The 20,615-nt window shown below is 62.4% G+C and carries 25 protein-coding genes; 16 read left to right on the plus strand and 9 right to left on the minus strand.

What is annotated here, in order from left to right:
* Complete coding sequence (locus ACO06R_RS03635; RefSeq protein ID WP_421856167.1) at nucleotides 1-516, minus strand: invasion associated locus B family protein; 516 nt, start codon at nucleotides 514-516, stop codon at nucleotides 1-3.
* A 289-nt stretch (nucleotides 517-805) separates the two neighbouring features.
* Between ACO06R_RS03635 and ACO06R_RS03640 the strand changes: the two genes are divergently transcribed.
* Nucleotides 806-1,381, plus strand: a complete 576-nt coding sequence (locus tag ACO06R_RS03640) for a sigma-70 family RNA polymerase sigma factor (protein ID WP_421856170.1) — start codon at nucleotides 806-808, stop codon at nucleotides 1,379-1,381.
* 25 nt (nucleotides 1,382-1,406) lie between these two features.
* Here ACO06R_RS03640 and ACO06R_RS03645 read toward each other — a convergent pair whose 3' ends face one another.
* From ACO06R_RS03645 to ACO06R_RS03660, 4 genes are all read right to left on the minus strand, one after another.
* On the minus strand, nucleotides 1,407-1,823 hold the full coding sequence (locus tag ACO06R_RS03645) for a YkvA family protein (protein ID WP_421859190.1): 417 nt from the start codon (nucleotides 1,821-1,823) through the stop codon (nucleotides 1,407-1,409).
* A 51-nt stretch (nucleotides 1,824-1,874) separates the two neighbouring features.
* A complete protein-coding gene (locus ACO06R_RS03650) occupies nucleotides 1,875-2,168 on the minus strand; it encodes a 4a-hydroxytetrahydrobiopterin dehydratase (protein WP_421856173.1) in 294 nt (97 codons plus the stop codon).
* 70 nt (nucleotides 2,169-2,238) lie between these two features.
* The gene (gene thpR / locus ACO06R_RS03655) at nucleotides 2,239-2,832 is read right to left on the minus strand and encodes an RNA 2',3'-cyclic phosphodiesterase (RefSeq protein WP_421856176.1); all 594 of its coding nucleotides are present in this window, start codon (nucleotides 2,830-2,832) and stop codon (nucleotides 2,239-2,241) included.
* Nucleotides 2,833-2,941: 109 nt separating this feature from the next.
* A complete protein-coding gene (locus ACO06R_RS03660) occupies nucleotides 2,942-3,604 on the minus strand; it encodes an arylesterase (RefSeq protein WP_421856179.1) in 663 nt (220 codons plus the stop codon).
* Nucleotides 3,605-3,658: 54 nt separating this feature from the next.
* Between ACO06R_RS03660 and ACO06R_RS03665 the strand changes: the two genes are divergently transcribed.
* From ACO06R_RS03665 to ACO06R_RS03680, 4 genes are all read left to right on the plus strand, one after another.
* Complete coding sequence (locus tag ACO06R_RS03665; RefSeq protein ID WP_421856182.1) at nucleotides 3,659-4,357, plus strand: ABC transporter ATP-binding protein; 699 nt, start codon at nucleotides 3,659-3,661, stop codon at nucleotides 4,355-4,357.
* A gap of 5 nt (nucleotides 4,358-4,362) precedes the next feature.
* Complete coding sequence (locus ACO06R_RS03670; protein WP_421859192.1) at nucleotides 4,363-6,912, plus strand: ABC transporter permease; 2,550 nt, start codon at nucleotides 4,363-4,365, stop codon at nucleotides 6,910-6,912.
* A 216-nt stretch (nucleotides 6,913-7,128) separates the two neighbouring features.
* On the plus strand, nucleotides 7,129-7,905 hold the full coding sequence (locus ACO06R_RS03675) for a Bax inhibitor-1/YccA family protein (protein WP_421856185.1): 777 nt from the start codon (nucleotides 7,129-7,131) through the stop codon (nucleotides 7,903-7,905).
* 110 nt (nucleotides 7,906-8,015) lie between these two features.
* Entirely contained in the window at nucleotides 8,016-8,591 is a 576-nt protein-coding gene (locus ACO06R_RS03680; protein WP_421856188.1) for a GNAT family N-acetyltransferase, read from the plus strand.
* Here the strand turns inward: ACO06R_RS03680 and ACO06R_RS03685 are convergent.
* Complete coding sequence (locus ACO06R_RS03685) at nucleotides 8,583-8,996, minus strand: DUF2794 domain-containing protein (protein ID WP_421856190.1); 414 nt, start codon at nucleotides 8,994-8,996, stop codon at nucleotides 8,583-8,585. The two genes, ACO06R_RS03680 and ACO06R_RS03685, sit on opposite strands and share 9 nt — an antisense overlap.
* 421 nt (nucleotides 8,997-9,417) lie before the next feature.
* Complete coding sequence (locus tag ACO06R_RS03690; RefSeq protein ID WP_421856192.1) at nucleotides 9,418-10,185, minus strand: DUF1223 domain-containing protein; 768 nt, start codon at nucleotides 10,183-10,185, stop codon at nucleotides 9,418-9,420.
* Between the two features lie 215 nt (nucleotides 10,186-10,400).
* On the opposite strand from ACO06R_RS03690, the gene ACO06R_RS03695 reads away from it, so the two are divergent.
* The gene (locus ACO06R_RS03695; protein ID WP_421856195.1) at nucleotides 10,401-11,621 is read left to right on the plus strand and encodes an NAD-dependent epimerase/dehydratase family protein; all 1,221 of its coding nucleotides are present in this window, start codon (nucleotides 10,401-10,403) and stop codon (nucleotides 11,619-11,621) included.
* Here ACO06R_RS03695 and ACO06R_RS03700 read toward each other — a convergent pair.
* Entirely contained in the window at nucleotides 11,614-12,189 is a 576-nt protein-coding gene (locus ACO06R_RS03700) for an NUDIX domain-containing protein (RefSeq protein WP_421856198.1), read from the minus strand. The genes ACO06R_RS03695 and ACO06R_RS03700 overlap by 8 nt on opposite strands.
* A gap of 79 nt (nucleotides 12,190-12,268) precedes the next feature.
* On the opposite strand from ACO06R_RS03700, the gene ACO06R_RS03705 reads away from it, so the two are divergent.
* Together ACO06R_RS03705 and ACO06R_RS03710 are read left to right on the plus strand one after the other, a co-directional pair.
* Nucleotides 12,269-13,084 carry a glycosyltransferase gene (locus ACO06R_RS03705; protein ID WP_421856201.1) on the plus strand — a complete coding sequence of 272 codons (816 nt, stop codon included), beginning with the start codon at nucleotides 12,269-12,271 and terminating at the stop codon, nucleotides 13,082-13,084.
* Nucleotides 13,081-13,971, plus strand: coding sequence for an NAD-dependent epimerase/dehydratase family protein (locus ACO06R_RS03710; protein WP_421859195.1), 891 nt, complete (start codon nucleotides 13,081-13,083; stop codon nucleotides 13,969-13,971). The genes ACO06R_RS03705 and ACO06R_RS03710 overlap by 4 nt, the downstream gene beginning before the upstream one ends.
* Here ACO06R_RS03710 and ACO06R_RS03715 read toward each other — a convergent pair.
* The gene (locus tag ACO06R_RS03715) at nucleotides 13,968-14,351 is read right to left on the minus strand and encodes a VOC family protein (RefSeq protein WP_421856204.1); all 384 of its coding nucleotides are present in this window, start codon (nucleotides 14,349-14,351) and stop codon (nucleotides 13,968-13,970) included. The two genes, ACO06R_RS03710 and ACO06R_RS03715, sit on opposite strands and share 4 nt — an antisense overlap.
* An 88-nt stretch (nucleotides 14,352-14,439) precedes the next feature.
* Here ACO06R_RS03715 and soxR point away from each other — a divergent pair, with 88 nt between their 5' ends.
* From soxR to ACO06R_RS03755, 8 genes are all read left to right on the plus strand, one after another.
* Nucleotides 14,440-14,904: a redox-sensitive transcriptional activator SoxR gene (gene soxR, locus ACO06R_RS03720; RefSeq protein ID WP_421856207.1), complete on the plus strand. Its 465-nt coding sequence runs from the start codon at nucleotides 14,440-14,442 to the stop codon at nucleotides 14,902-14,904.
* 335 nt (nucleotides 14,905-15,239) lie between these two features.
* Complete coding sequence (locus tag ACO06R_RS03725) at nucleotides 15,240-16,187, plus strand: SDR family NAD(P)-dependent oxidoreductase (RefSeq protein WP_421856210.1); 948 nt, start codon at nucleotides 15,240-15,242, stop codon at nucleotides 16,185-16,187.
* 113 nt (nucleotides 16,188-16,300) lie between these two features.
* Nucleotides 16,301-17,209, plus strand: coding sequence for an alpha/beta hydrolase (locus ACO06R_RS03730; protein ID WP_421856213.1), 909 nt, complete (start codon nucleotides 16,301-16,303; stop codon nucleotides 17,207-17,209).
* Nucleotides 17,210-17,227: 18 nt separating this feature from the next.
* Nucleotides 17,228-17,623 carry a hypothetical protein gene (locus ACO06R_RS03735; protein ID WP_421856215.1) on the plus strand — a complete coding sequence of 132 codons (396 nt, stop codon included), beginning with the start codon at nucleotides 17,228-17,230 and terminating at the stop codon, nucleotides 17,621-17,623.
* Nucleotides 17,624-17,653: 30 nt separating this feature from the next.
* Entirely contained in the window at nucleotides 17,654-18,286 is a 633-nt protein-coding gene (locus tag ACO06R_RS03740) for a hypothetical protein (protein ID WP_421856218.1), read from the plus strand.
* 152 nt (nucleotides 18,287-18,438) lie between these two features.
* Entirely contained in the window at nucleotides 18,439-19,143 is a 705-nt protein-coding gene (locus tag ACO06R_RS03745) for a DUF2306 domain-containing protein (RefSeq protein WP_421856221.1), read from the plus strand.
* Nucleotides 19,144-19,326: 183 nt separating this feature from the next.
* Nucleotides 19,327-20,034, plus strand: a complete 708-nt coding sequence (locus ACO06R_RS03750) for a DNA helicase (protein ID WP_421856224.1) — start codon at nucleotides 19,327-19,329, stop codon at nucleotides 20,032-20,034.
* A 19-nt stretch (nucleotides 20,035-20,053) separates the two neighbouring features.
* Nucleotides 20,054-20,452 carry a VOC family protein gene (locus tag ACO06R_RS03755; RefSeq protein ID WP_421856227.1) on the plus strand — a complete coding sequence of 133 codons (399 nt, stop codon included), beginning with the start codon at nucleotides 20,054-20,056 and terminating at the stop codon, nucleotides 20,450-20,452.
* The last annotated feature ends 163 nt before the right edge of the window (nucleotides 20,453-20,615 follow it).

Below are 20,615 nucleotides of genomic sequence, written 5' to 3' on the forward strand. Positions count from 1 at the left end.
CTAGCGGCAGCCCTCGATCGCCTCGAGCGCCGCCGTTACGCCGGACAGCGAATAGACATAGGTGGTGTTCGTGCCGCGCTTCGAGGTCGCCTTGACGGTCATGCTTCGGCCCGCCTTCATTGCCGCGACCAGCGCCGGTTCTTGCGCGGCGTTCTCGACCCAGGCTGAATTCGCCTTGGTGAAAAAGACGAAATCCTTGCCGTCGACATCGACGGTGACCTTGGAGTTTTCCTTGAGCGAATAGCCGGCCATGAACTGCGGCTCGTAGTTCACATTCTGTCCGGTGCGCTGCGTCACAAGAAAGAAGTTGTCGCCGTGACTGACGTCACCGGGCGCTTCGGATGTGGGGACCGACAGCGCATAGCAGACTTTGCCGGTGGGGGAGGCGTAACTGAATGCGCCCCAATCCGTGAACTCCCCGATCCGCTTTGGCGTCTGTGCCGCTGCCGCCGAAGCACCGGCGACCACGACGCCGGCTGCAATCAATGCCGAAATGGCTTTCGATCTCTTGAGCATCTTTCCTTCCGGTAAATCGCTTGCGCACGAAACTTAAGGAATTGGTTACCCCTTATTGTATGAGTCAGGGTTACCAAATGATGAACGAATCTCCAAGGATTGCCGGCTTTCGGCGGCCCCATAGCCCTTTCAGAAGCGTTTCGGCGCAAACCTCATGTCCCAGCCGGCATTGCATGCAAGTTGAAAACGGCAACAGTTTGACTTTGTTTGTGAAAGCGGATGACAGCCGCGCCGATGTCCGACTATCATCGAAGAATAGCCAAGTGTACCAAGCAGGTCGGCCAACCGAATGAAACCGAAGCAACAACATCGCTTTGTTTCGCTCGCCAGAGCTGTTGCCGACAATCGCGATCAGGCAGCGTTCGCCGAGTTGTTCGACCATTTCGCGCCGCGCATCAACTCTTATCTCCGCCGGCTCCTGCTGGAACCGGGGCAGGCCGAGGAAGTGACGCAGGAAGTGATGATCGTCCTGTGGCACAAGGCGGCGCTGTTCGATCCGGCCAAGTCATCGCTCGGCACCTGGCTTTTCCGCGTCGCGCGCAACCGCCGCATTGACCTGATGCGGCGCGACAAGTCCGACCTGCTCGATCCCGAGGACCCGATCTTCCAGCCCGAGGAGCCGGAAGCCGCAGACGTGGCGGTCGATGCCGAGCAGCGCGATCGGCGCATCCGCGCCGCGCTCAGCCACCTGCCCGAAGAGCAGATGGAACTGGTGCGAAAGGCATTTTATCTTGGATTGTCGCACAGCCAGATCGCCGAGGACACCGGCCTGCCCCTGGGCACCGTGAAGTCGCGCATCCGGCTCGCCTTCGCGCGCTTGCGGAAGGCGCTCGACGAAGATCCCGAAGTCGACACAGAATTCTAGGGCGACAAGGCGGCTCCAGACCGCGTCACACGTCGACGACCGGCTTTTCCTTCGTGTCCTCGTCGGCCAGCTCGTCGTGATCGGCCAGCGCCTTGCGGGCCGCGTCGCGATGCGCGTCCGTGATGCTGCCGCGCACCGCGGCCATTGCCGCCAGCAGCACGGTGACATCGTCGCCGAAGCCGATATTGATCAGGAAATCGGGGATGAGGTCGAGCGGCAGGACAAAATAGGCCAGCGCCGCGAGCAAGGTTCCGCGCACCCGCGGCGGGGTCCTCGGATCGAACGCGCAGTAATAGGCGGCAACGAGTTCGTCCATGAACGGCACCGCGCGCGCAGCCTTCCTGGCCGTCGTCCAGAATTTGCTTCGGACACGTTTTTCGCGGGCTTGTTGTTCGTCGGCGGTACCCGGTTCGAGGATCTCGCCGATCTTCACATCGTCGATCTCTACCATTCCATCACCTCTGCAAAGATGTGGGAGCAGCCCGCGCCCGGTTCAAGGCGCAGCCTTTTCCATGGCGTCTGCCAGTGCCAGATCGAGCTTGGTGACGCCGCCGGAATCATGGGTTGTCAGGGTCACGTCGACGCGGTTGTAGACATTGAACCACTCGGGATGGTGGTTCATTTTTTCGGCGACCATCGCCATCTCGGACATGAAGGCGAAGGCCTTGCGGAAATTGGCAAAGCGAAAGCTCTTGGCAATCGATGCGCCATCGGACGCGAGTTGCCATCCGTCCATGCTGCCAAGACCTTCTTCCAACTGCTGGCTGTCGAGCTTCGGTTCGGCCATGCCGCGTCTCCCGCAATTCCTCGTGCCGTCCATTCTGGCACATGCGGACCGAATGTCGAGCCAGGCTCTCTCAGGTGGCGAGACGCGCCGCCTCCGAATAGCCGGCAGCCGAGCCGGGGATAGCGACGCGCTGCGGCAGCGGGTAGCTTTCCTCGACGATGTACGGTCCGCCGCCGACGGATTCGCGCGATGACATCAAGACGAAACGCGGAACGGCAAAGGACGGCACGAAGAAATTGCCGCGACTCGACAGATAGGGCGCCAACACGTGCGGCGGCGTGTTGCGCAGCCGTGCGACTGTCACATGCGGGGTAAACTTGCGCGGGTCGGGCGGAAGTCGCAAACGCTGGCAGATGCGTTCGATCTCGGCCTGCAGTTCTGCCAGATCGGGCGAGGCGGTTGGCACCGCGAAAAGGGAATGCGGTTTCTTGCCGCCGAACGCACCGAGGCCGGACAGGCCGAGTGTGAACTCGAAACGGCGAATGCGCCCCAATGCATGGGCGACTTCGTCGGCCACATGGTGTTCGACGTCGCCGATAAAGCGCAAGGTGAGGTGATAGTTCTCGGTGTCGATCCAACGCGCCCCGGGCAGTCCGCCTTTCAGGAGCGAAAGCGACATCGCCGCGTTATGCGGGATTTCCAGAGCAGTAAACAAACGCGGCATGGCGCTCTCCTCTCCGGCAACAGAAGTGTGACAGGCAAATCACCTTGTCCCCAATCGAACGAATCACGGACACACGGCCTGTTCAAGTCAAATATTCACGACAAAACGATTATTCATTCGCTAATGCGCTGCCGCTACCGCCGGATCGACTGTCCAGGTAGCGCGAAACCAGCGGCAAGGTCCTGTCGACCATGACCGCGACGCCGGCATTGTTGGGATGAATACCGTCGGCGAGCAGTTTCGAACTGTCGCCGATGACGCCGTCGAGGAAAAACGGGTAGAGCGGCACGCCATGTTTTTCCGCCAGGTCGCCATAGATCGGATTGAAAGCGGCCGCATAGGTGTCATCGAGGTTCGGCGGCGCCAGCATGCCGATCAGGACAACGTCGATATCGCGCGCCTGCAGGCGCTCGATCATGCGGTCGAGATTGTCGCGCGTGATGTCGGGGGAAATACCGCGCAGGGCATCGTTGGCGCCGAGTTCCAGCAATACGAAGTCAGTGCCGTCGGGGATCGACCAGTCGAGGCGTTCCAGACCGCCGGAGGTTGTGTCGCCCGAAACGCCGGCATTGGCCAAGTCGACCGCGTATCCGGCCGCGCCAAGGGCGGCCTGCAGTTGCGCCGGATAGTCCTCGCCGGGGGCGAGCAGATATCCGGCTGTCAGGCTGTCGCCGAGGGCCACGCCCCGCACCGGCTCGGCGGTGGCGATGGCGATGTGGTTTACGACCGCGAAACCGATGATTGCAAAAATGCGTAGGCAGGCTTTGACCATTGCTCCGTCCGGCACCATTTGTATTCGACATCCGACATATAGGACCGAACCCCAGTGACAGAAGCGCTTATTTCACTTTCCGCCGTCGATCTACGGCTCGGCAGCGCGGCCAATGCCGTGCATGTGCTGAAGGACGTCAGCCTCGACATCGCAGCCGGCGAATCGGTTGGCGTCGTCGGACCGTCGGGTTCGGGCAAGACCACATTGCTGATGGTCCTGTCGGGTCTGGAGCGTCCGGACAGCGGTATCGTGAGCGTTGCCGGCGCCCGGTTCGACCGCTTGGGCGAAGACGAAACCGCAGCGTTTCGCGGCCGCAATATCGGCATTGTCTTCCAGTCCTTTCATCTGATCCCGAACATGACGGCGCTGGAAAACGTCGCCGTGCCGCTGGAACTGGCCGGCATCCGCGACGCTTTCAAGAAGGCTGGCGACGAACTCGCCGCGGTCGGCCTTCAGGACCGGCTGACACATTATCCCGGCCAGCTTTCGGGCGGTGAACAGCAGCGCGTCGCGATCGCCCGCGCGCTGGCGCCGGACCCGAAGATACTGATTGCCGACGAGCCGACCGGAAATCTCGACGGCGAGACCGGAAGCCAGGTGTCGACGCTATTGTTCAACAAGCAGCGCGAGCGCGGCATGACCTTTGTGCTGGTCACCCATGACCCGTCGCTGGCCGCGCAGTGCGACCGCCAGATGCAGGTCGATTCCGGCCGTGTGGCCGAAGAGGGGCGTCTGGACGCCGCCGCCGAATGACGACCATGCCGGTTGCGCGCGGGCTGCGGCTCGCCTTCAGATTTGCCATGCGTGAGATGCGTGGCGGCCTGTCGGGATTTTACGTGTTCCTCGCCTGCATAGCGCTGGGGACCGCGGCAATCGGCGCCGTCAATGCCGTATCCCAGTCGGTAACGGCGGGGATCGATCAGGAAGGCCAGGTGATTCTTGGCGGCGATCTGCGTTTCGAGCTGATTCAGCGTGAGGCCAGCGCCGAAGAGCGCGCTTTTCTGGAGACGGCCGGAGCGGTCTCGGCGAGCGCAACCATGCGGTCCATGGCGCGATTGCCCGACCAGTCGGACCAGTCGCTGGTCGAGTTGAAGGCCGTCGACGATGCGTATCCGCTTTTTGGCGCGCTGGTGACCGAACCTGCGCTTGCGCATGGCGAAATGTTCGAAGAGCGTGACGGCGTGCACGGCGCGGTTGCGCATCCGATCCTGCTCGACCGGCTCGGTCTGTCAATCGGCGACAGCATCCGGCTCGGCGATGCCGCCTATCAGCTGCGCGCGACCATCGTCAGCGAACCCGATGCGGTTTCCGACGGCTTTGCATTCGCGCCGCGGCTGCTTGTTTCCATGTCCGGGCTGCAAGCCTCCGGGCTCAACCGCCCGGGCGCGCTTGTCGAACATGTCTACAAGCTGCGCACGCCGGACGGCACCTCGCCGTCCGCGCTTGCCGCGATTACCGAACGCGCCAATGCCGCGTTTCCGGAAGCCGGCTGGTCGGTGCGCAGCCGGGGCAATGCCGCGCCGGCCTTGTCGGCCAATATCGAACGGTTCGCCCAGTTCCTCACGCTGGTCGGCCTGACCGCTCTGGTCACCGGCGGGGTCGGCGTCGCCAATGCGGTGCGTGCGTTTCTCGATTCCAAGCGCAATGTGATCGCCACGTTCAAGTGCCTTGGCGCGCCGGGTGGTTTCGTGACGACGGTCTACCTCATCCAGGTCTTGGCGATTTCGCTGATCGGGATCGCCATCGGGTTGGTCATTGCCTCGCTGACGCCGCATATCGCCGCCTGGGCGCTTTCCGGGCTGATCCCGTTGCCGGACAGTCAGGGGCTTTATCCCGGCGCGCTGTTGCTGGCGACGGTGTTCGCGCTGGTGACGACGCTCGCCTTCGCCATGCTGCCGCTCGGACGCGCCCGCGACATCGCGGCCACGGCGCTGTTTCGCGAGCAGACGCTCGATGCCGGACGGCTGCCCCGGCCGGCCTATCTTGCCGCATCGGCTTTGCTCATCGCCGTGCTTGTCTGGCTTGCGGTGGCGACATCCTTCGACAGCCGCATCGCGCTTCTGTTTCTGGCTGGTGTGGCGTTCTCGTTTGCCGTGTTGCGGCTGGTCTCGCTGGTGGTCCAGGCGATTGCACGCCGCGTACCGTCGATCCGTTCGACCTCGCTGCGGCTGGCCGTCGGCAACATCCACCGTCCCGGCGCGCTGACGCCCTCTGTCGTGCTGTCGCTCGGTCTCGGCCTGACGCTGCTGGTCAGCCTGGCGCTGATCGACGGCAATCTGCGCAACCAGATCTCCGGCAACCTGCCGGAGCGCGCGCCGAACTTCTTCTTCGTCGATATCCAGAACAGCGTCATCGAGGATTTCGCCGAACTCGTGACCGATGTTGCACCGGGCGGCGCGATGCAGCGCGTGCCGATGCTGCGCGGCCGCATCGTCGCGTTGAACGGCGAGGACGTCGCCAAAATCGAACTACCGCCTGAGGCCGCCTGGGTCCTGCGCGGCGATCGTGGCATCACCTATTCGCCGGAACTGCCGGAAAACTCCTCGCTGGTCGACGGCGAATGGTGGCCGGAAGACCATGCCGGCGAGGCGCTGGTTTCGTTTTCCGCTGAGGAGGCGGGCGAATTGGGGCTCAAGATCGGCGATACGGTGACGGTCAATGTGCTTGGGCGCAATATCACGGCGCGGATCGCCAATCTGCGCCAGGTCCAGTGGGAATCGCTGTCCATCAACTTTGTCATGGTCTTTTCGCCCAACACCTTTGCCGGCGCGCCGCATGCCTGGCTGGCGACGCTGACGGTGCCCGATGCCGACATCGCCACGGAAGCCTCGATCCTGCGTGATGTCACGCGGTCGTTTCCGGCGGTCACATCGGTGCGGGTCAAGGACGCGATCGATCTCGTCAACCGGTTGATCGGCCAATTGGCGACCGCGATCCGGGCCGCCGCAGCGGTGGCGCTGGTCGCGTCGGTGCTGGTGTTGGCCGGCGCACTTGCCGCCAGCAATCGCGCCCGCGTGCATGATGCGGTCGTCCTGAAGATGCTGGGTGCGACCCGCAAAACGCTGATCGGCGCGTTTTCGCTGGAATATCTGATCCTTGGCGCTGCGACGGCGGGTTTTGCGCTGCTCGCCGGCGGCGCGGCGGCCTGGTTCGTAATTGTGCAGATCATGCGCTTGCCCTGGCAGATGCTGCCCGGCGTGGCTTTGATGACGCTTCTGACGGCGCTTGTGCTGACCGTCGGGTTCGGTCTGGCCGGCACGTGGCGGGTCCTCGGCCAGAAACCGGCCCCGGTCCTGCGCAATCTCTAGGGTGGCAATGATGCGTTAACCATTCGCGAAAATAGCCAAACCCCCGCGGCGGTCGCATTGCGAAGCGAGTCGAAATCGGACGATTTGCACTTGTTTGGTCAAGTGTGCCGCATCATATTAGCCGCAGGCATGCTGGAGTCCCGCCAGCGGCGCCGCGGTATGGTGCATTACGTCATGCCGGACACCCGACGGGATTTGTGACCTACAGAGGGAAAAATGGCTGACCTTCACAATTACGACGCGCGCAACGCCAGTGCGCGCACCTATGACGCAAGCATCGATGAGGGCCTTCGCGCCTACATGATCCGCGTCTACAATCTGATGGCGTCGGGCCTCGCGTTGACCGCGCTTGCCGCGCTCGGCACCGTCATGCTCGCCACCACCACCGATCCGTCCGCTGCGGTCGCGCAGCTCGGCAACGGCAAGCTGCTGACCGGTCTCGGTGCCGCACTTTACGGCTCGCCGCTGCGCTGGGTGGTGATGCTCGCCCCGCTGGCGCTGGTGTTCTTCATGGGCTTTCGCATCGAACGCATCAGCCCGCAGACCGCGACCGGCATCTTCTACGGCTTTGCCGCGCTGATCGGCCTGTCGATGTCGTCGATCTTCCTGGTCTACACCTCGGCCAGTATCGTGCAGACGTTCTTCATCACGGCGACCGCCTTCGGCGCGCTGTCGATCTACGGCTATACCACCAAGCGCGACCTGACCGGCATGGGTTCGTTCCTGTTCATGGGACTGATCGGCCTCATCCTGGCGATGATCGTCAACATTTTCCTGCAGTCGTCTGCGCTGCAGTTCGCGGTTTCCGGCATCGGCGTTCTCGTGTTCGCGGGCCTGACCGCCTACGACACGCAGAAGATCAAGGAAATGTACTATGTGAACGACGACGGCACCGTCGCTGGACGCAAGGCGGTGATGGGCGCGCTGGCGCTCTATCTCGATTTCATCAACATGTTCCAGTTCCTGCTTTATTTCCTCGGCAACCGCGAGTGAGCGGAAATGGAACCGACTTGAAAAAGGCGGCCTTCGGGCCGCCTTTCTTGTTTGCGCGGCCGGCAATTTGGGCATTTATCGTTTTCGACTGATTCCGAAGCGAGAACCGCATGAGCCTGACCATTCGAGACGCCGAGCCGTCGGACATACCTGCCATAACGGCAATCTACCGGCATGCCGTCATTCACGGCACCGCGAGCTTCGAGCTCGAACCGCCCGACGAAGCCGAGATGGAACATCGCTTCCGCGCCATAACCGAGCCCGGATACCCCTATCTGGTGGCGGCGGCCGATGACGGTTCGCTGGCCGGCTACGCCTATGCCAATGCCTACCGCGCCCGGCCTGCCTATCGCTGGTCGGTGGAAAGCTCGGTCTATATCGATCCCAAACGGCAGGGCGCCGGTGTCGGCCGGGCGCTGATGCGCGACCTGATCGACCGGTCAGAGGGTCTCGGATTTCGGCAGATGATCGCGGTCATTGGCGGTTCGGCGCACAAGGCGTCTATCCGGCTGCACGAATCGCTCGGCTTCTATCTGGCCGGCACGCTGCGAGACAGCGGCTTCAAGCATGGCCAGTGGCTCGATTCGGTTCTGATGCAACGCAGTCTCGGCAATGGCGCTGAGACCACGCCCGATCCGGATCTTTATCCGGGCACGCTCTACAGCAGTGCAAAGCCCTCAGCGTGAGGCGACGACGCGCAGCGGCTTGTCGAAGATCTTGAGGACGTTGGCCAGTTCGTGGCCACGCTTCAGGATCTGGCCGGATGCCGACACGACGCTGTAGGCACCTTGTCGCCTTGCAAGTTTCGGATTTTTCTCGATGCGGTAAAGCGGCATTTCCGACGATCGCCTGAATACGGAAAAGACGGCGCGGTCGCGCAACTGGTCGATCGCATAGTCGCGCCATTCGCCCGCGCCAACCATCAGGCTATAGATGCGCAGCAGCTGGTCGAGTTCGCGGCGGTCGAAGCGGATTGTTTCGGTCGGCAACGGCTGTGTGGCTGAGGACGGGAAGCTGACGACCGTACCGCGGTCATGGCTGTCGTCCCGTTCCGACCGGGCCCGGGAATCCGGTGTGTCATCATCCATCATGAGCCTTTCCCAGTTGTTCGGCCTGACAGAGTTGCCGGGATTTCGTCGAGTTGCAAGAGCGGGATTGTTCGCACAGGTCGGCGCGCGCGAATCTTCATCGTCCGGCAATACGCGAAAAAATACCACTCACAGTTTGGTACATAATGTTTGCATCAGTGACCGGAAGGTCACCTTTTTGCCCAAGTTAAGACACAACTCAGCCCGTTTTCGGGAAGAACTTGCCGTTGTTGCCGATTGTGTTCCGCGACATTCGTCTGGGGAGCGCAATAAGCAGGGTGGGAGTGATAGCCAGTTCACGGCGCTCGGCTTTTTCACTCATGGACCGGTACGGGCGCGGCGTTGGAAACCTCTAGCCCCCCAGCCCCCCGATGCCGCTCCGTCCGGTCCGCACCTTGCGAACGCCCGCCGGCGTGAGAGCCGGCTAAGAGCTTTGGCGGGGAAGAATGGCTGCGCCGAGTATCGGCCCGGGATAGCCGCCACGAATGGCTTCCTGAAGCAGGACGGCGCAGCCATCGGCATCCTTGGCAGCCAATTCGGTGAGCGGGATATCGACGGTCATGGCCTCGCCATGCCACATGCCGACCGTCTGCACATCGACAACGGAATTCACGTAGCGAATGATCTTGCCGGCGTTTTCCCCGCGCTCGATGGCGATTTCGGTGTCCCGCTTGAAATAGACGAGAACCATGTGAACCTTGCCCGCCGGCATTGCGCCGTCGGCGACGCTGACATGCATCCGGTCGCCGTGGTCGGTGACGGTCAGGTCGACGGACAGCCCTTTTCCGTTGTCGTCGTATGTGCCCAGGACATTGGAAATCTCGGCGTAGTGGCCGCCATTGGTGTGCGCACGCCCATTGATGATCGCCTGGGGTGTGTAGACACCGCGCCGCTTCAAAGCGCGGGCATAGTCATATTGGCGCTTCGAGTTCTCGGCCGAGCCCAGCGTGTCGCGCCAGCCCAGGTAGTCCCAATAGTCGACATGGTATCCAAGCGCCAGGACATCGTCTCGCGCAGCGAACCGTTCAAGCGCGGCGTCGGCCGGCGGACAGGAATTGCATCCCTGGCTGGTGAACAGTTCGACCACACCAAGGACTGTCGGCGAGCGGGTGTTCTGCGCGGATGCAATGACCGTTCCGGCGGCGATGGATGCCGTTACGGTCAGAGCGAGAAGTATCCTGTCAAATCTCATGGGACGTTTCCGGTGGCGTTTGCCGGAATTTATGCAATCGCCCGTTCAATGGGAAGTCACGTTCGGGTGACGAAGCCGCGACCGCAGGGCCGCTTGTCAACAGATATGCGTCCGTTCGGGAAGCTCTGCGCGGGCAGCCGCTTGGTCGCGTTGCGTAAAACTGTCATAAACCGGTCGTAGAGACACCAGATCAACGAGAATCAGGAAGTGAGCAAATGAAAATCGCAGTTCTGGGCGGCGACGGGTTCGTCGGTTGGCCGACATCTCTCCACCTGAGCGATCAGGGCCATGAGGTTCACATCATCGACAACTTGTCGCGCCGCTGGATCGACACAGAGCTTGGCGTGCAGTCGCTGACCCCGATGGACTCGATCCAGGAGCGTACGCGTATCTGGCACGAGGAAACCGGCCGGAAAATCCACTTCCACCTGATCGATCTCGCCACGGATTACGAGATTTTCAAGCGCTGGCTGACCGACAACCGCCCGGATGCGATCATCCATTTCGCCGAACAGCGCGCCGCGCCCTATTCGATGAAATCCGACCGGCATAAAAACTACACGGTCAACAACAACGTCAATGCGACGCACAATGTGCTCAATGCCCTGGTCGAGACCGGTGTCGAAGCGCATCTGGTGCATCTCGGCACGATGGGCGTCTATGGTTACTCGACCATCGGCGCGGCGATCCCCGAAGGCTATCTGCCGGTCGGCATCGAAACGCTCGCCGGCGACACGGTCAGCCAGGACATCCTCTATCCGTCCAATCCCGGCTCGATCTACCACATGACCAAGTGCCTGGATCAGCTGCTGTTCCAGTTCTACGCCAAGAATGATGGCCTGCGCATCACCGACCTGCACCAGGGTATCGTCTGGGGCACGCACACCGAACAGACGCGCCGGCACGCCCAGCTGATCAACCGGTTCGACTATGACGGCGACTACGGCACCGTTCTCAACCGCTTCCTGATCCAGGCCGCGATCGACTATCCGCTGACCGTGCATGGCACCGGTGGCCAGACCCGCGCCTTCATCCACATCCAGGATTCGGTGCGATGCATCGAGCTGGCGCTTAACAATCCGCCGGCGGCCGGCGACAAGGTCAAGATCTTCAACCAGATGACCGAGACCCACCGGGTGCGCGATCTGGCCGAGATGATCGCCAAGATGACCGGCGCAAAGGTCGCCTACCTGCCGAATCCGCGCAAGGAAGCCGCCGAAAACGACCTGATCGTCAAGAACGAACAGTTCCTGGCGCTCGGGCTCAATCCGATCACGCTCGAGGAAGGCCTGCTCGACGAGGTCGTCGAGGTGGCGAAGAAGTTTGCCTACCGCGTCGACCGCGGCCGCGTCCCGGCCGTCTCGGCATGGACCAAGGACATCGCCAAGACGGTGGAGACCGATCCCGAAGGCAAGCGCCTGAAAAGCGTCAGCTGACGGGCCCGGCAAGCAGCTCCGGATACCGGAGCTGCAACGCCTGCAGCAGGAGCGTTGTCTTCATGTCGGTGATGCGGCCGTCGCGCGCCATGGCGCATGCGTCTGCAACAGCCAGTTCGACAACCTCGATATCCTCGTGTTCATGCGCCACACCGCCGCCATCGCCGATCTTGTCGGCCTCGCCGCAGGAGGCGAGGAAACAGTGCACCCGCTCGGTCGCACAGCCCGGCATCGGCCAAAACGCGCCCACGGGTTCGAGCTTGCCAAGGCGGATGCCGGTCTCCTCGAAGACTTCACGCCGCGCCGCCTCGGCGGGGTCTTCGCCGTCGGTCAGGCCGGCCGGCGTTTCCAGCAGCAACGCTTCATCGCCGAGAAACAGCGGTCCGATGCGGGGTTGGCGGACGAGGGTGACCGTGCCGCGCGCCGGATCGTAGGGCAGCACCGCCGCCGCCGCGCCGTGGTCCTCGATCTGCCGTGTGAGTTCGACGCCGTCGCGGCTTGTCACGGTCGCGATGATAAACCGCCCCCAGCCGTCATGCAGGGTCCTGATATGCTTGATCACTTGCACTGAAACGTTCCCGTCCCGAAATTCGTCGGCTCCCTAAAACACAGCCGTCGCTTACCGCCAACAGAAAGCTTTGTCCGCCATGACCGCCAATGCCTATGTCACGCTCGTCACCAATCGCGATTACGCCGATGCGGCGATTGCCCTGGTGCGCTCGATCGGGCTGACCGGCACCGATGCCGACACCGTGGTCATGCACACCGGCGCCGTTGCGGCCGGCGATCTGGAGCCACTCAAGGCGCTCGGGGCACGCTGCGTCGAGGCCGAACTGCTCGACACCTCACCCGAATTCAACGCTCGCCACCAGCGCGACAGGCTGCATGCGGCGGCACCGTTCACCAAGGGCAACAAGCCGGCCTTTCACACGCCGCTCGACAATTTCGCCAAACTGCGCCTGTGGCAACTCGAACAGTACGACAACGTTGTCTTCATCGACGCCGACGCCATAGTGGTGCGCAATATCGATCGGCTGTTCGCCTATCCGGAATTCTCCGCCGCGCCGAATGTCTATGAGGGGCTGGGCGACTTCCACCGGCTGAATTCCGGCGTCTTTACCGCCAAGCCGTCGAGGGCGACTTTCGAGCGCATGATGGCGCAGCTCGACCAGCCGGACATGTTCTGGCGGCGCACCGACCAGACTTTCCTGCAGGCGTTCTTCCCGTCCTGGCACGGCCTGCCGGTCTTCGACAACATGCTGCAATATGTCTGGTTCAACCTGCCCGAACTGTGGGACTGGCAGTCGGTCAATGTGGTGCACTACCAGTACGAGAAGCCCTGGCAGGAAAACCATCCGAAGCGCGACCGGCTGGCCCCGCTGATCGACCTTTGGCGCGCCTACCGCACCGGCGACAACATTCCCGACATCGACTCGCTGGCCAATCCCGGCGAGGCCACCTGATGCATGTCCTGGTCACCGGCGGCAGCGGTTATGCCGGGCGCTTCATCGTCGAGGCGCTTCTGGCGGCGGGGCATTCCGTCGCCACGACCGGCAGGACAGAACCCGATGCGGGCTTCTTCTCCGGGCCGGTGGATTTCATCGGCGCCGATCTCGAACCGGCAAATGCCAAACGCACGCTTTTTAATGGCGTAGACGGGTTTGTGCACGCCGCCTTCCATCATGTGCCCGGCCGGTTCCGTGGCGGGGAAGGCGACGATCCGGAGACCTTTCGCCGGCTGAATCTCGACGGCTCGGTCGCCTTGTTTGCGGCGGCCAAACAGGCCGGCGTGTCGCGGGCAGTGTTCCTGTCGAGCCGTGCCGTCTATGGCGCGCAGCCACCCGGTGTTGTGCTCGACGAGACGACGGCGCCGCAACCGGACACGCTCTATGGCGAGGTCAAACTCGCCGCCGAGCGCGCCATTGCGGCGATGGCGGATGACGGTTTCCTGCCCATCGCGCTGCGCGCCACCGGCATCTACGGCCCGGCCGGGCCGGGCCGGCGCCACAAATGGGCTGAACTGTTCGCCACCTGCGAAGCCAGGGAAGACATTCCGCCGCGTGTCGGCACCGAGGTGCATGGCGACGACATGGCCGCCGCCGTGCGATTGATGCTGGAAGGCGATGCGGATGGGCTCCGCGCCGGCTCCTCGCCGGATTTGGTCTTCAATCTCTCAGACATTCTGCTCGACCGGCATGACCTGCTTGCCGAGTATGTCCGGATCACCGGTCTCGGCGCGCCGCTGCCGCAGCGCGCCGATGCAAGCGCCTTCAACGCGATGGACTGCACCCGGCTGAAGCGACTGGGCTGGACGCCGCGCGGTCGCCTCGATCTCGGCGGGCTGGTTTAGGCATAGCTCACGACCTCATATTCGACACCGTTTTCGTCATCGAAATAAAAACGCCGGCCGGGTTCATAGTCGGCGTGGTTCTTGGGCGCGTAGCCATGCGCCTTGACCTGTGCCTCGGTCGCGTCGAGATCATCGACCACGATGCCGATATGGTTCAGCCCGCCGCGCGTCTCGTAGCTGTCGTCGGCCGGTGCTGCGGGATCGGCATGGGAGTAGATCGCCAGATAGGTCTCGTCGGAACCGACATGCACGGTGTAGCCGCCGTTGATCGCCTCGCCGCTCCAGCGCACTTTCCAGCCGAACAGATCGCCCAGCATGCGTGCGGTGCGGTCAGGATCGGCCACGGTGAAATTGACATGTTCAAGTCGGGCAGCTGACATCGGAGTTCTCCGGTTGGATTTTCGATTTGCCTTGCCTACAACCTGAAGCTAACTTGAGGTCAAGGTTTATTTGGAGATTTCGATTATCATGCCGCTCAAGCCCACCGATATGCTGCCGATCGGCGAACTGGCCCGACGCACGGGCATCGCCGTCTCGGCGATCCGCTACTACGAAGAGCAGGGCCTCGTAAGCCCCGGGCGCAATGCCGGCGGTCAGCGCCGTTTCCTGCGCTCCGACCTTCGGCGGCTTTCCTTTATCCTGATCGCCCAGCAATTCGGTTTCACGCTGCCACAGATTCGCCAGGTGCTCGACCGGCTGCCCAACGGGCGCACGCCGAACAAGGCCGACTGGACGCGGATCAGCGGCGATTTTCGTGCCGAACTCGATCGCAAGATCGAAACACTGAATGAACTGCGCGACCGGCTCGACAAATGCGTCGGTTGCGGCTGCCTGTCCTTGACCGATTGCACGCTTTACAATCCGCAGGACCGGGTTGCTGGCAAGGGCGCGGGCCCGCGTTACCTAATGGGCGACAAGCCAGAGACCAGCTAGACCGTGGCCCATTCGCGCTTATCCGCGACCAACGGTTCGCCGCCGCAATCGGGCGAACGCCCGCATCGCAGCCGCTGCGATCGGATCTCTCGCCTGCGTTGGTCATATTGACATTTATAAGCTATGTGTCCATATGCCTGCAGACACAGGCTATCCAAAATGCTTGTCAGTTGGACCATCCGCATCATTTGGACACAACGCAGCGTAATACGGATCGCCACGTGGCGAAATGGACTGAAACGCACCGATGCCGCTGAACGGCTTTGGCGCGTTTCCGAAGAGCTTACAGGGTAGCCGCTCGCCCTTTTAGAACCCGCCAAAGTGGAGACATCAGCATGACCGACCGCAACGAATTCGACGCCGAAACGACCACGGACGAGGTGCTGGAGGGTATCGACCTGACCGGCAAGCTTGTGCTGGTGACCGGCGGCTCGTCCGGGCTCGGCGCCGAGGCCGCACGGGCGTTCGCCAGCAAAGGCGCCCGGGTGATCATCACCGCGCGCAATCTGGAGAAAGCCACCGGTGTTGCCGCCGGTATCGCGGACAAGACCGGCGCAAGCGTCGAGGTCGAGGAACTCGAACTCGGCAATCTGGCCGCTATCCGCGCATTCGCCGATCGGATCAATGCTCGCGGCGAGAAGATCGACATTCTGCTCAACAATGCCGGTGTCATGGCCTGCCCGCAGTCCGAGACCGATGACGGGTTCGAATTGCAGTTCGGCTCCAACCATCTCGGCCATTTCCTGATGACGAACCTGATTGCGCCGTCGCTCGCCGATGGCGGCCGAATCGTCAATCTGAGTTCGTCGGGCCACGGCTTCTCGCCGGTGGTCTTCGAAGACATCATGTTCGAGAACCGCGAATACAACAAATGGCTGGCCTACGGTCAGGCCAAGACCGCCAATGCGCTGTTTGCCGTCGGCCTGAACGCGCGTCTCGCCGGGCGCGATATCGAGGCTTTCTCGGTGCATCCCGGCGCGATCATGACCGATCTCGCCCGACATCTGACCGAGGATGACCGGAAAATGTTCGAGGGCAGCCTGGCCGCCGGGACGCTCAAGATGAAGTCTGTCGAACAGGGCGCAGCAACCGGCGTCTATGCGTGCACGGCTCCCGAGATCGAGGGCAGGGGCGGCGCTTATCTGGCCGATTGCCGGATTGCCGAAGTGGCCGAGGACGGCGAACAGTACACCACTGTCAAACCCTACGCCGTCGATCCGGCGCAGGCCCAACGCCTATGGTCCGTCTCCGAGGAACTTGTCGGACAGTCTTTCGCCTACTGACAAGACATGCCGCGGCACCGTGCCAATGGCCGCGGAAGACCGTGATCCGCACCAATCCGGTGGTCTGGGGCTTGCTTCCGGAACCGCCGGAACGAGCAAGAAGGAATGACATCATGCTTGGAAGAATGCTCGCAGATCTGGTGATCAAACCCGGCGGCGCGCCGCTGTTTGACAATCCCGCCAATTACGGCCTCGCCTATGAGGGCGTCGAGTTCAAGGCCCAGGATGGCGTTACCGTGCGCGGCTGGCTGGTCAATCCGGGCCAGGACAAGGTGATCGTCCAGACCCATTTCGGTGTCCAATGCTGCCGCGCCGGCTACACGGTTGAAGGCAAGGGCATGCTCAAGGGCTATCCGACGGACATCAAGTTCCTGCACCAGATCAAGCATCTGGCCGACGCCGGTTACACGGTCCTCGCCTACGACCTGCGCCACCACGGCGAAAGCGATCCCGGCACCAGGAAATGGATTTTTGACGGTCAGGAAGAGTACAAGGATGTGCTGGCCGCCGTCGGTTTCATCATCGGCCATCTGGACTACAAGGACGCGCCGATCGGTCTGCTCAGCCTGTGCATGGGCTCCAGCTCCACGCTTCTGGCCTATGGTATCCCCGGCGGTCTGCAGGAGGTCGCCAACATCAAGGCGGTGATCTTCGTTCAGCCGAATTATGATGGCGTCTTCCTGAAAAATTTCGGCGCGCCCGGTTTCCTGGTGAACGCCGCCAACCGCTCCAGTATCGCGCGCGGCGGACCGGACATGTTCAAGTCGCCGCTTGAACGGGTCGCGCATGTCAACGTGCCGACGCTGGTCACCCAGAACCGCAACGATCCATGGTTCGACAACGACTATGTGAACGGCGTCTACGAACAGTTGAAGACAGAGAAGGAATTCCTCTGGTTTGATGGCCAGAAGAACCGGCTCGATGGCTACGGTTATTTTGGGGAGCATCCTGAAAAAATGCTCGAGTGGTTCAACCGCTACGTCATCACCGAGCAGCCCGTACCGCGCGTCGTTTCTGCCTGACAGCGAGGAGCACGGACCATGAATACCAAGCCCGCGACCGGCCGCTTGGAAGACCGGCCGGAGGATTTCGCCCTGCGCAATATCAAACCGGGCATGCCCGCAGTCTGGGAAGACGGCGTCCGCCTGACCCACCGCAATCCCGGCGCCTATGAGTGGTGGTACATGGACGGGCACTTCTCCAACGGGATGATGCTCGTCGTTACCTTCTTCACCTATGTCGGCGTCGACGGCACGCTGATGCCGCGCGTCAATATCAACATCTCCAATGCGGACGGCGTGATCGTCGATCAGGAGCTGGATTTTGCCTCCAAGGACCTGACCGCCGCCGAGACTCATGCCTATGTCAATGTCAAGTCGAGCTACTTCCGCGGCGTTGACGGGCTGAACGCCTACGAGATTCATGTCGCGCCATAGGAAAACAACGGATTCGGCTGCACGGTCCAGTTGGAAGCCCGTGCCCCGGCGCATCGCCCCGGTACCGGTTTCTGGAGCAACAACGCGGACGAGAACTTCTTTGCCTGGCTCTGTGTGGTTCCCGAAGGCCGGATGGCCGGTACGGTGACCATGAACAGCGAGACCGTCGAGGTCGAAGGCAGCGGCTATCACGACCACAACTGGGGCAATGTGCCGATGGATGTGCTGCTCGGCCGGTGGTACTGGGGCCGCGGCGAGATCGACGGTGCCTTGGTGGTGCTGGCGACCGTCTGGTTTGCCGAGGCCTATGGCGCGACTGAAACGCACACGGTGATGGTCGCCAGGGACGGCGAGAAACTCCTGACTCTCGTCAATGACGAAGGCCAGCACCTTGATGGCAATGCCATGGTCAGCCCCGATACCGGGCGCAGGGTCAACAGCGACATGATCATCGCTGCTGCCGATGGTACGGGCCAGGTCCGGTTCCGCGGCGGCCAGATCGTCGCGACTTCGCGGCCAGACCGCTCAAACGCCCAGTTCCTGTCATCCTACACCCGCTTTGCTGCGACGACGACGCTCGATTTCGTGATCGACGGCAAGCTGCTGCAAGGCTCAGGGCCGTCGGTGCTTGAGTTCATCGATTTCTATGTTCCGAAGGGCTGAATCTATGGAAGCGCCGCCGGCAAAGGCCGCCGGCGCGTGGCGTTTCGCGCCGAACTGGTCGTTGTGTCGCATCAAGTGCTACGACTGGCTCGGCAGATATGTGAAACGCCCGGCATGACCGCGACGACAAGACAGGAACCGACCGCGAAGAGATGATCACATTTGCTGAAAGCAACCGGCTACGTGCCGTGCTCGCCGCGGCGCTCGCGGCTGCGGTGATCGTGCTGGCATGGCCGTTTGCGCGCCATGCCTACAATTTCGGCCTGCAAGGGCTGAACGGTTATGTCGCCGGCTGGACGCATCTGCATTCCGCCGGCCGGCCTCTCGCCAACACGGCGATCTTCGCGCACATGGTCGCCGGTGCGTTCATCACCATCGCGGCACCGCTGCAGCTGATGCCGCCGCTGCGCAACCGGTTTCCGGCGCTGCACCGCTGGACCGGCCGGGCGATCTGCCTGGTGGCGATTGTCACCGCGCTGGGCGGTCTCTTCTACATCGTCACGAGGCACACCATCGGCGGCCCCGTGATGGACACCGGGTTCGCGCTCTACGGCCTGCTGATGCTTGTCTCTGCCGTGGAGACCGCGCGTCATGCCCGCGCCGGCGATTTCGCGCGCCATCGCCGCTGGGCGCTGCGGCTGTTTTTCCTGTCGATTGGCTCCTGGCTTTATCGCGTCCACTATGCGGTCTGGTATGGGTTGACCGGCGGGCTCGGCACCGCGCCGGGCTTTTCCGGTCCTTTCGACCTGATCCAGACTTTCGCCTTCTATGTGCCGTATCTACTGGTCCTGGAGATCATCTTCGCGTTCGAACGCCGCCGCGCCGGCACCATGGCCGCGGGGCAGGCAGCCGAGTAGGCAGCGCGGCGCGCCGGTTTTCGTGGGGTCGCGAATCGCGTAACCTCAATACGGGCACGGCCCGTGCCTCCTCCCTCCGATCGGGGAAGCATTCTTGATGCAGGGCGCACCAACCATCGCGCCGACTGCCGGGCATATGCATGAGGAGGGATTGCAAAACCGCCCGTAACAGGAGGTTTTGAGATGAAACTGTCTGCACCCGTCAATGTTCTGAAACGCCGCGCCCGCCGTCTGTCGCGTGATGAAGGTATCCTGTTGGCAAAGGCGCTCGACCGTGTTGCCGCCGACGAGGGCTATGCCCGTTGGAGCCTGCTTGCAGCGAGCATCGCGGCCAGCCCCGGACCGCACGATGTTTATGCGGCGCTGCGGCCGGGCGAATTGCTGTTGCTCGCGGCCCGGCCCGGTCAGGGCAAGACGCTGATGAGTCTGAAACTCGCAGTCGAGGCAATCGGCGCTGGCCGGCAGGCGTTTTTCTTTACGCTCGATTATTCCCGGCGCGATGTGGCCGAGAGGCTTGCCGGCATGGGCGCGGATCTGGCGGCGTTCGGTGACCGCTTTGTGCTCGATTGTTCGGACGATATAAGCGCCGACCATGTTGCGACCCGTTTAGCCGGCATCGTTCGCGCGCCGTTTGTGGTGATCGACTATCTGCAACTGCTCGATCAGAAGCGTGACAATCCGCCATTGATGCAGCAGGTCGAGACACTCAGGGCGCTTGCCCGTCGCCGGGATGCGACGATTGTCGTCCTTTCGCAGATCGACCGGCGTTTCGATCAGGAAGAACGGTCGGTGCCCGGTCCGGGCGATGTCCGGCTGCCCAATCCGCTGGATCTGGGGCTGTTCGACAGGACCTGCTTTCTGCATCGCGGTGCGGTAAGGATCGGCGCGTGATGCACCACATGGAGTAGAAATGGCCGCCAGGATCGCCACTGTTGCCCTTGTCGTACCCGACTATGACGCGGCTATTGCGTTTTATCGCGACAGCCTCGGTTTCTCATTGCTGGAGGACGCCCCGCTTGGCGGCGGCAAGCGTTGGGTGCGCGTTGCGCCAGCCATCGCGCCAGCAGCCGGCACGGCGCTTTTACTGGCGAAGGCCGATGGCGCGGCGCAACAGGCGGCCATCGGCAACCAGGTCGGTGGGCGCGTCGGCTTCTTCCTGGAGACCGACGACTTTGCGCGCGACCACGCCGCGTTCACCGCTGCCGGCGTGCGCTTCCTTGAGGAGCCACGTCACGAAACCTACGGTACCGTTGCAGTCTTTACCGACCCATTTGGCAACACATGGGACCTGATTGAACCTTCCCAGTGATGCGTTTCGGACGCGGCGAGCGGGCCGCCAGCGCTGTTTTCGTGAAAATTCCATGACAAACGCCACAGAATATTTACGTTTACGTAAAACCCTGATGATCTAACCGTTTGAAATCATTGATGACGAAAGTTTCGGTTGATTTTTTGACTTGCATCGGCCACCT

This window comes from Oricola sp. (genome assembly GCF_965230365.1).
Lineage (GTDB): Bacteria > Pseudomonadota > Alphaproteobacteria > Rhizobiales > Rhizobiaceae > Oricola.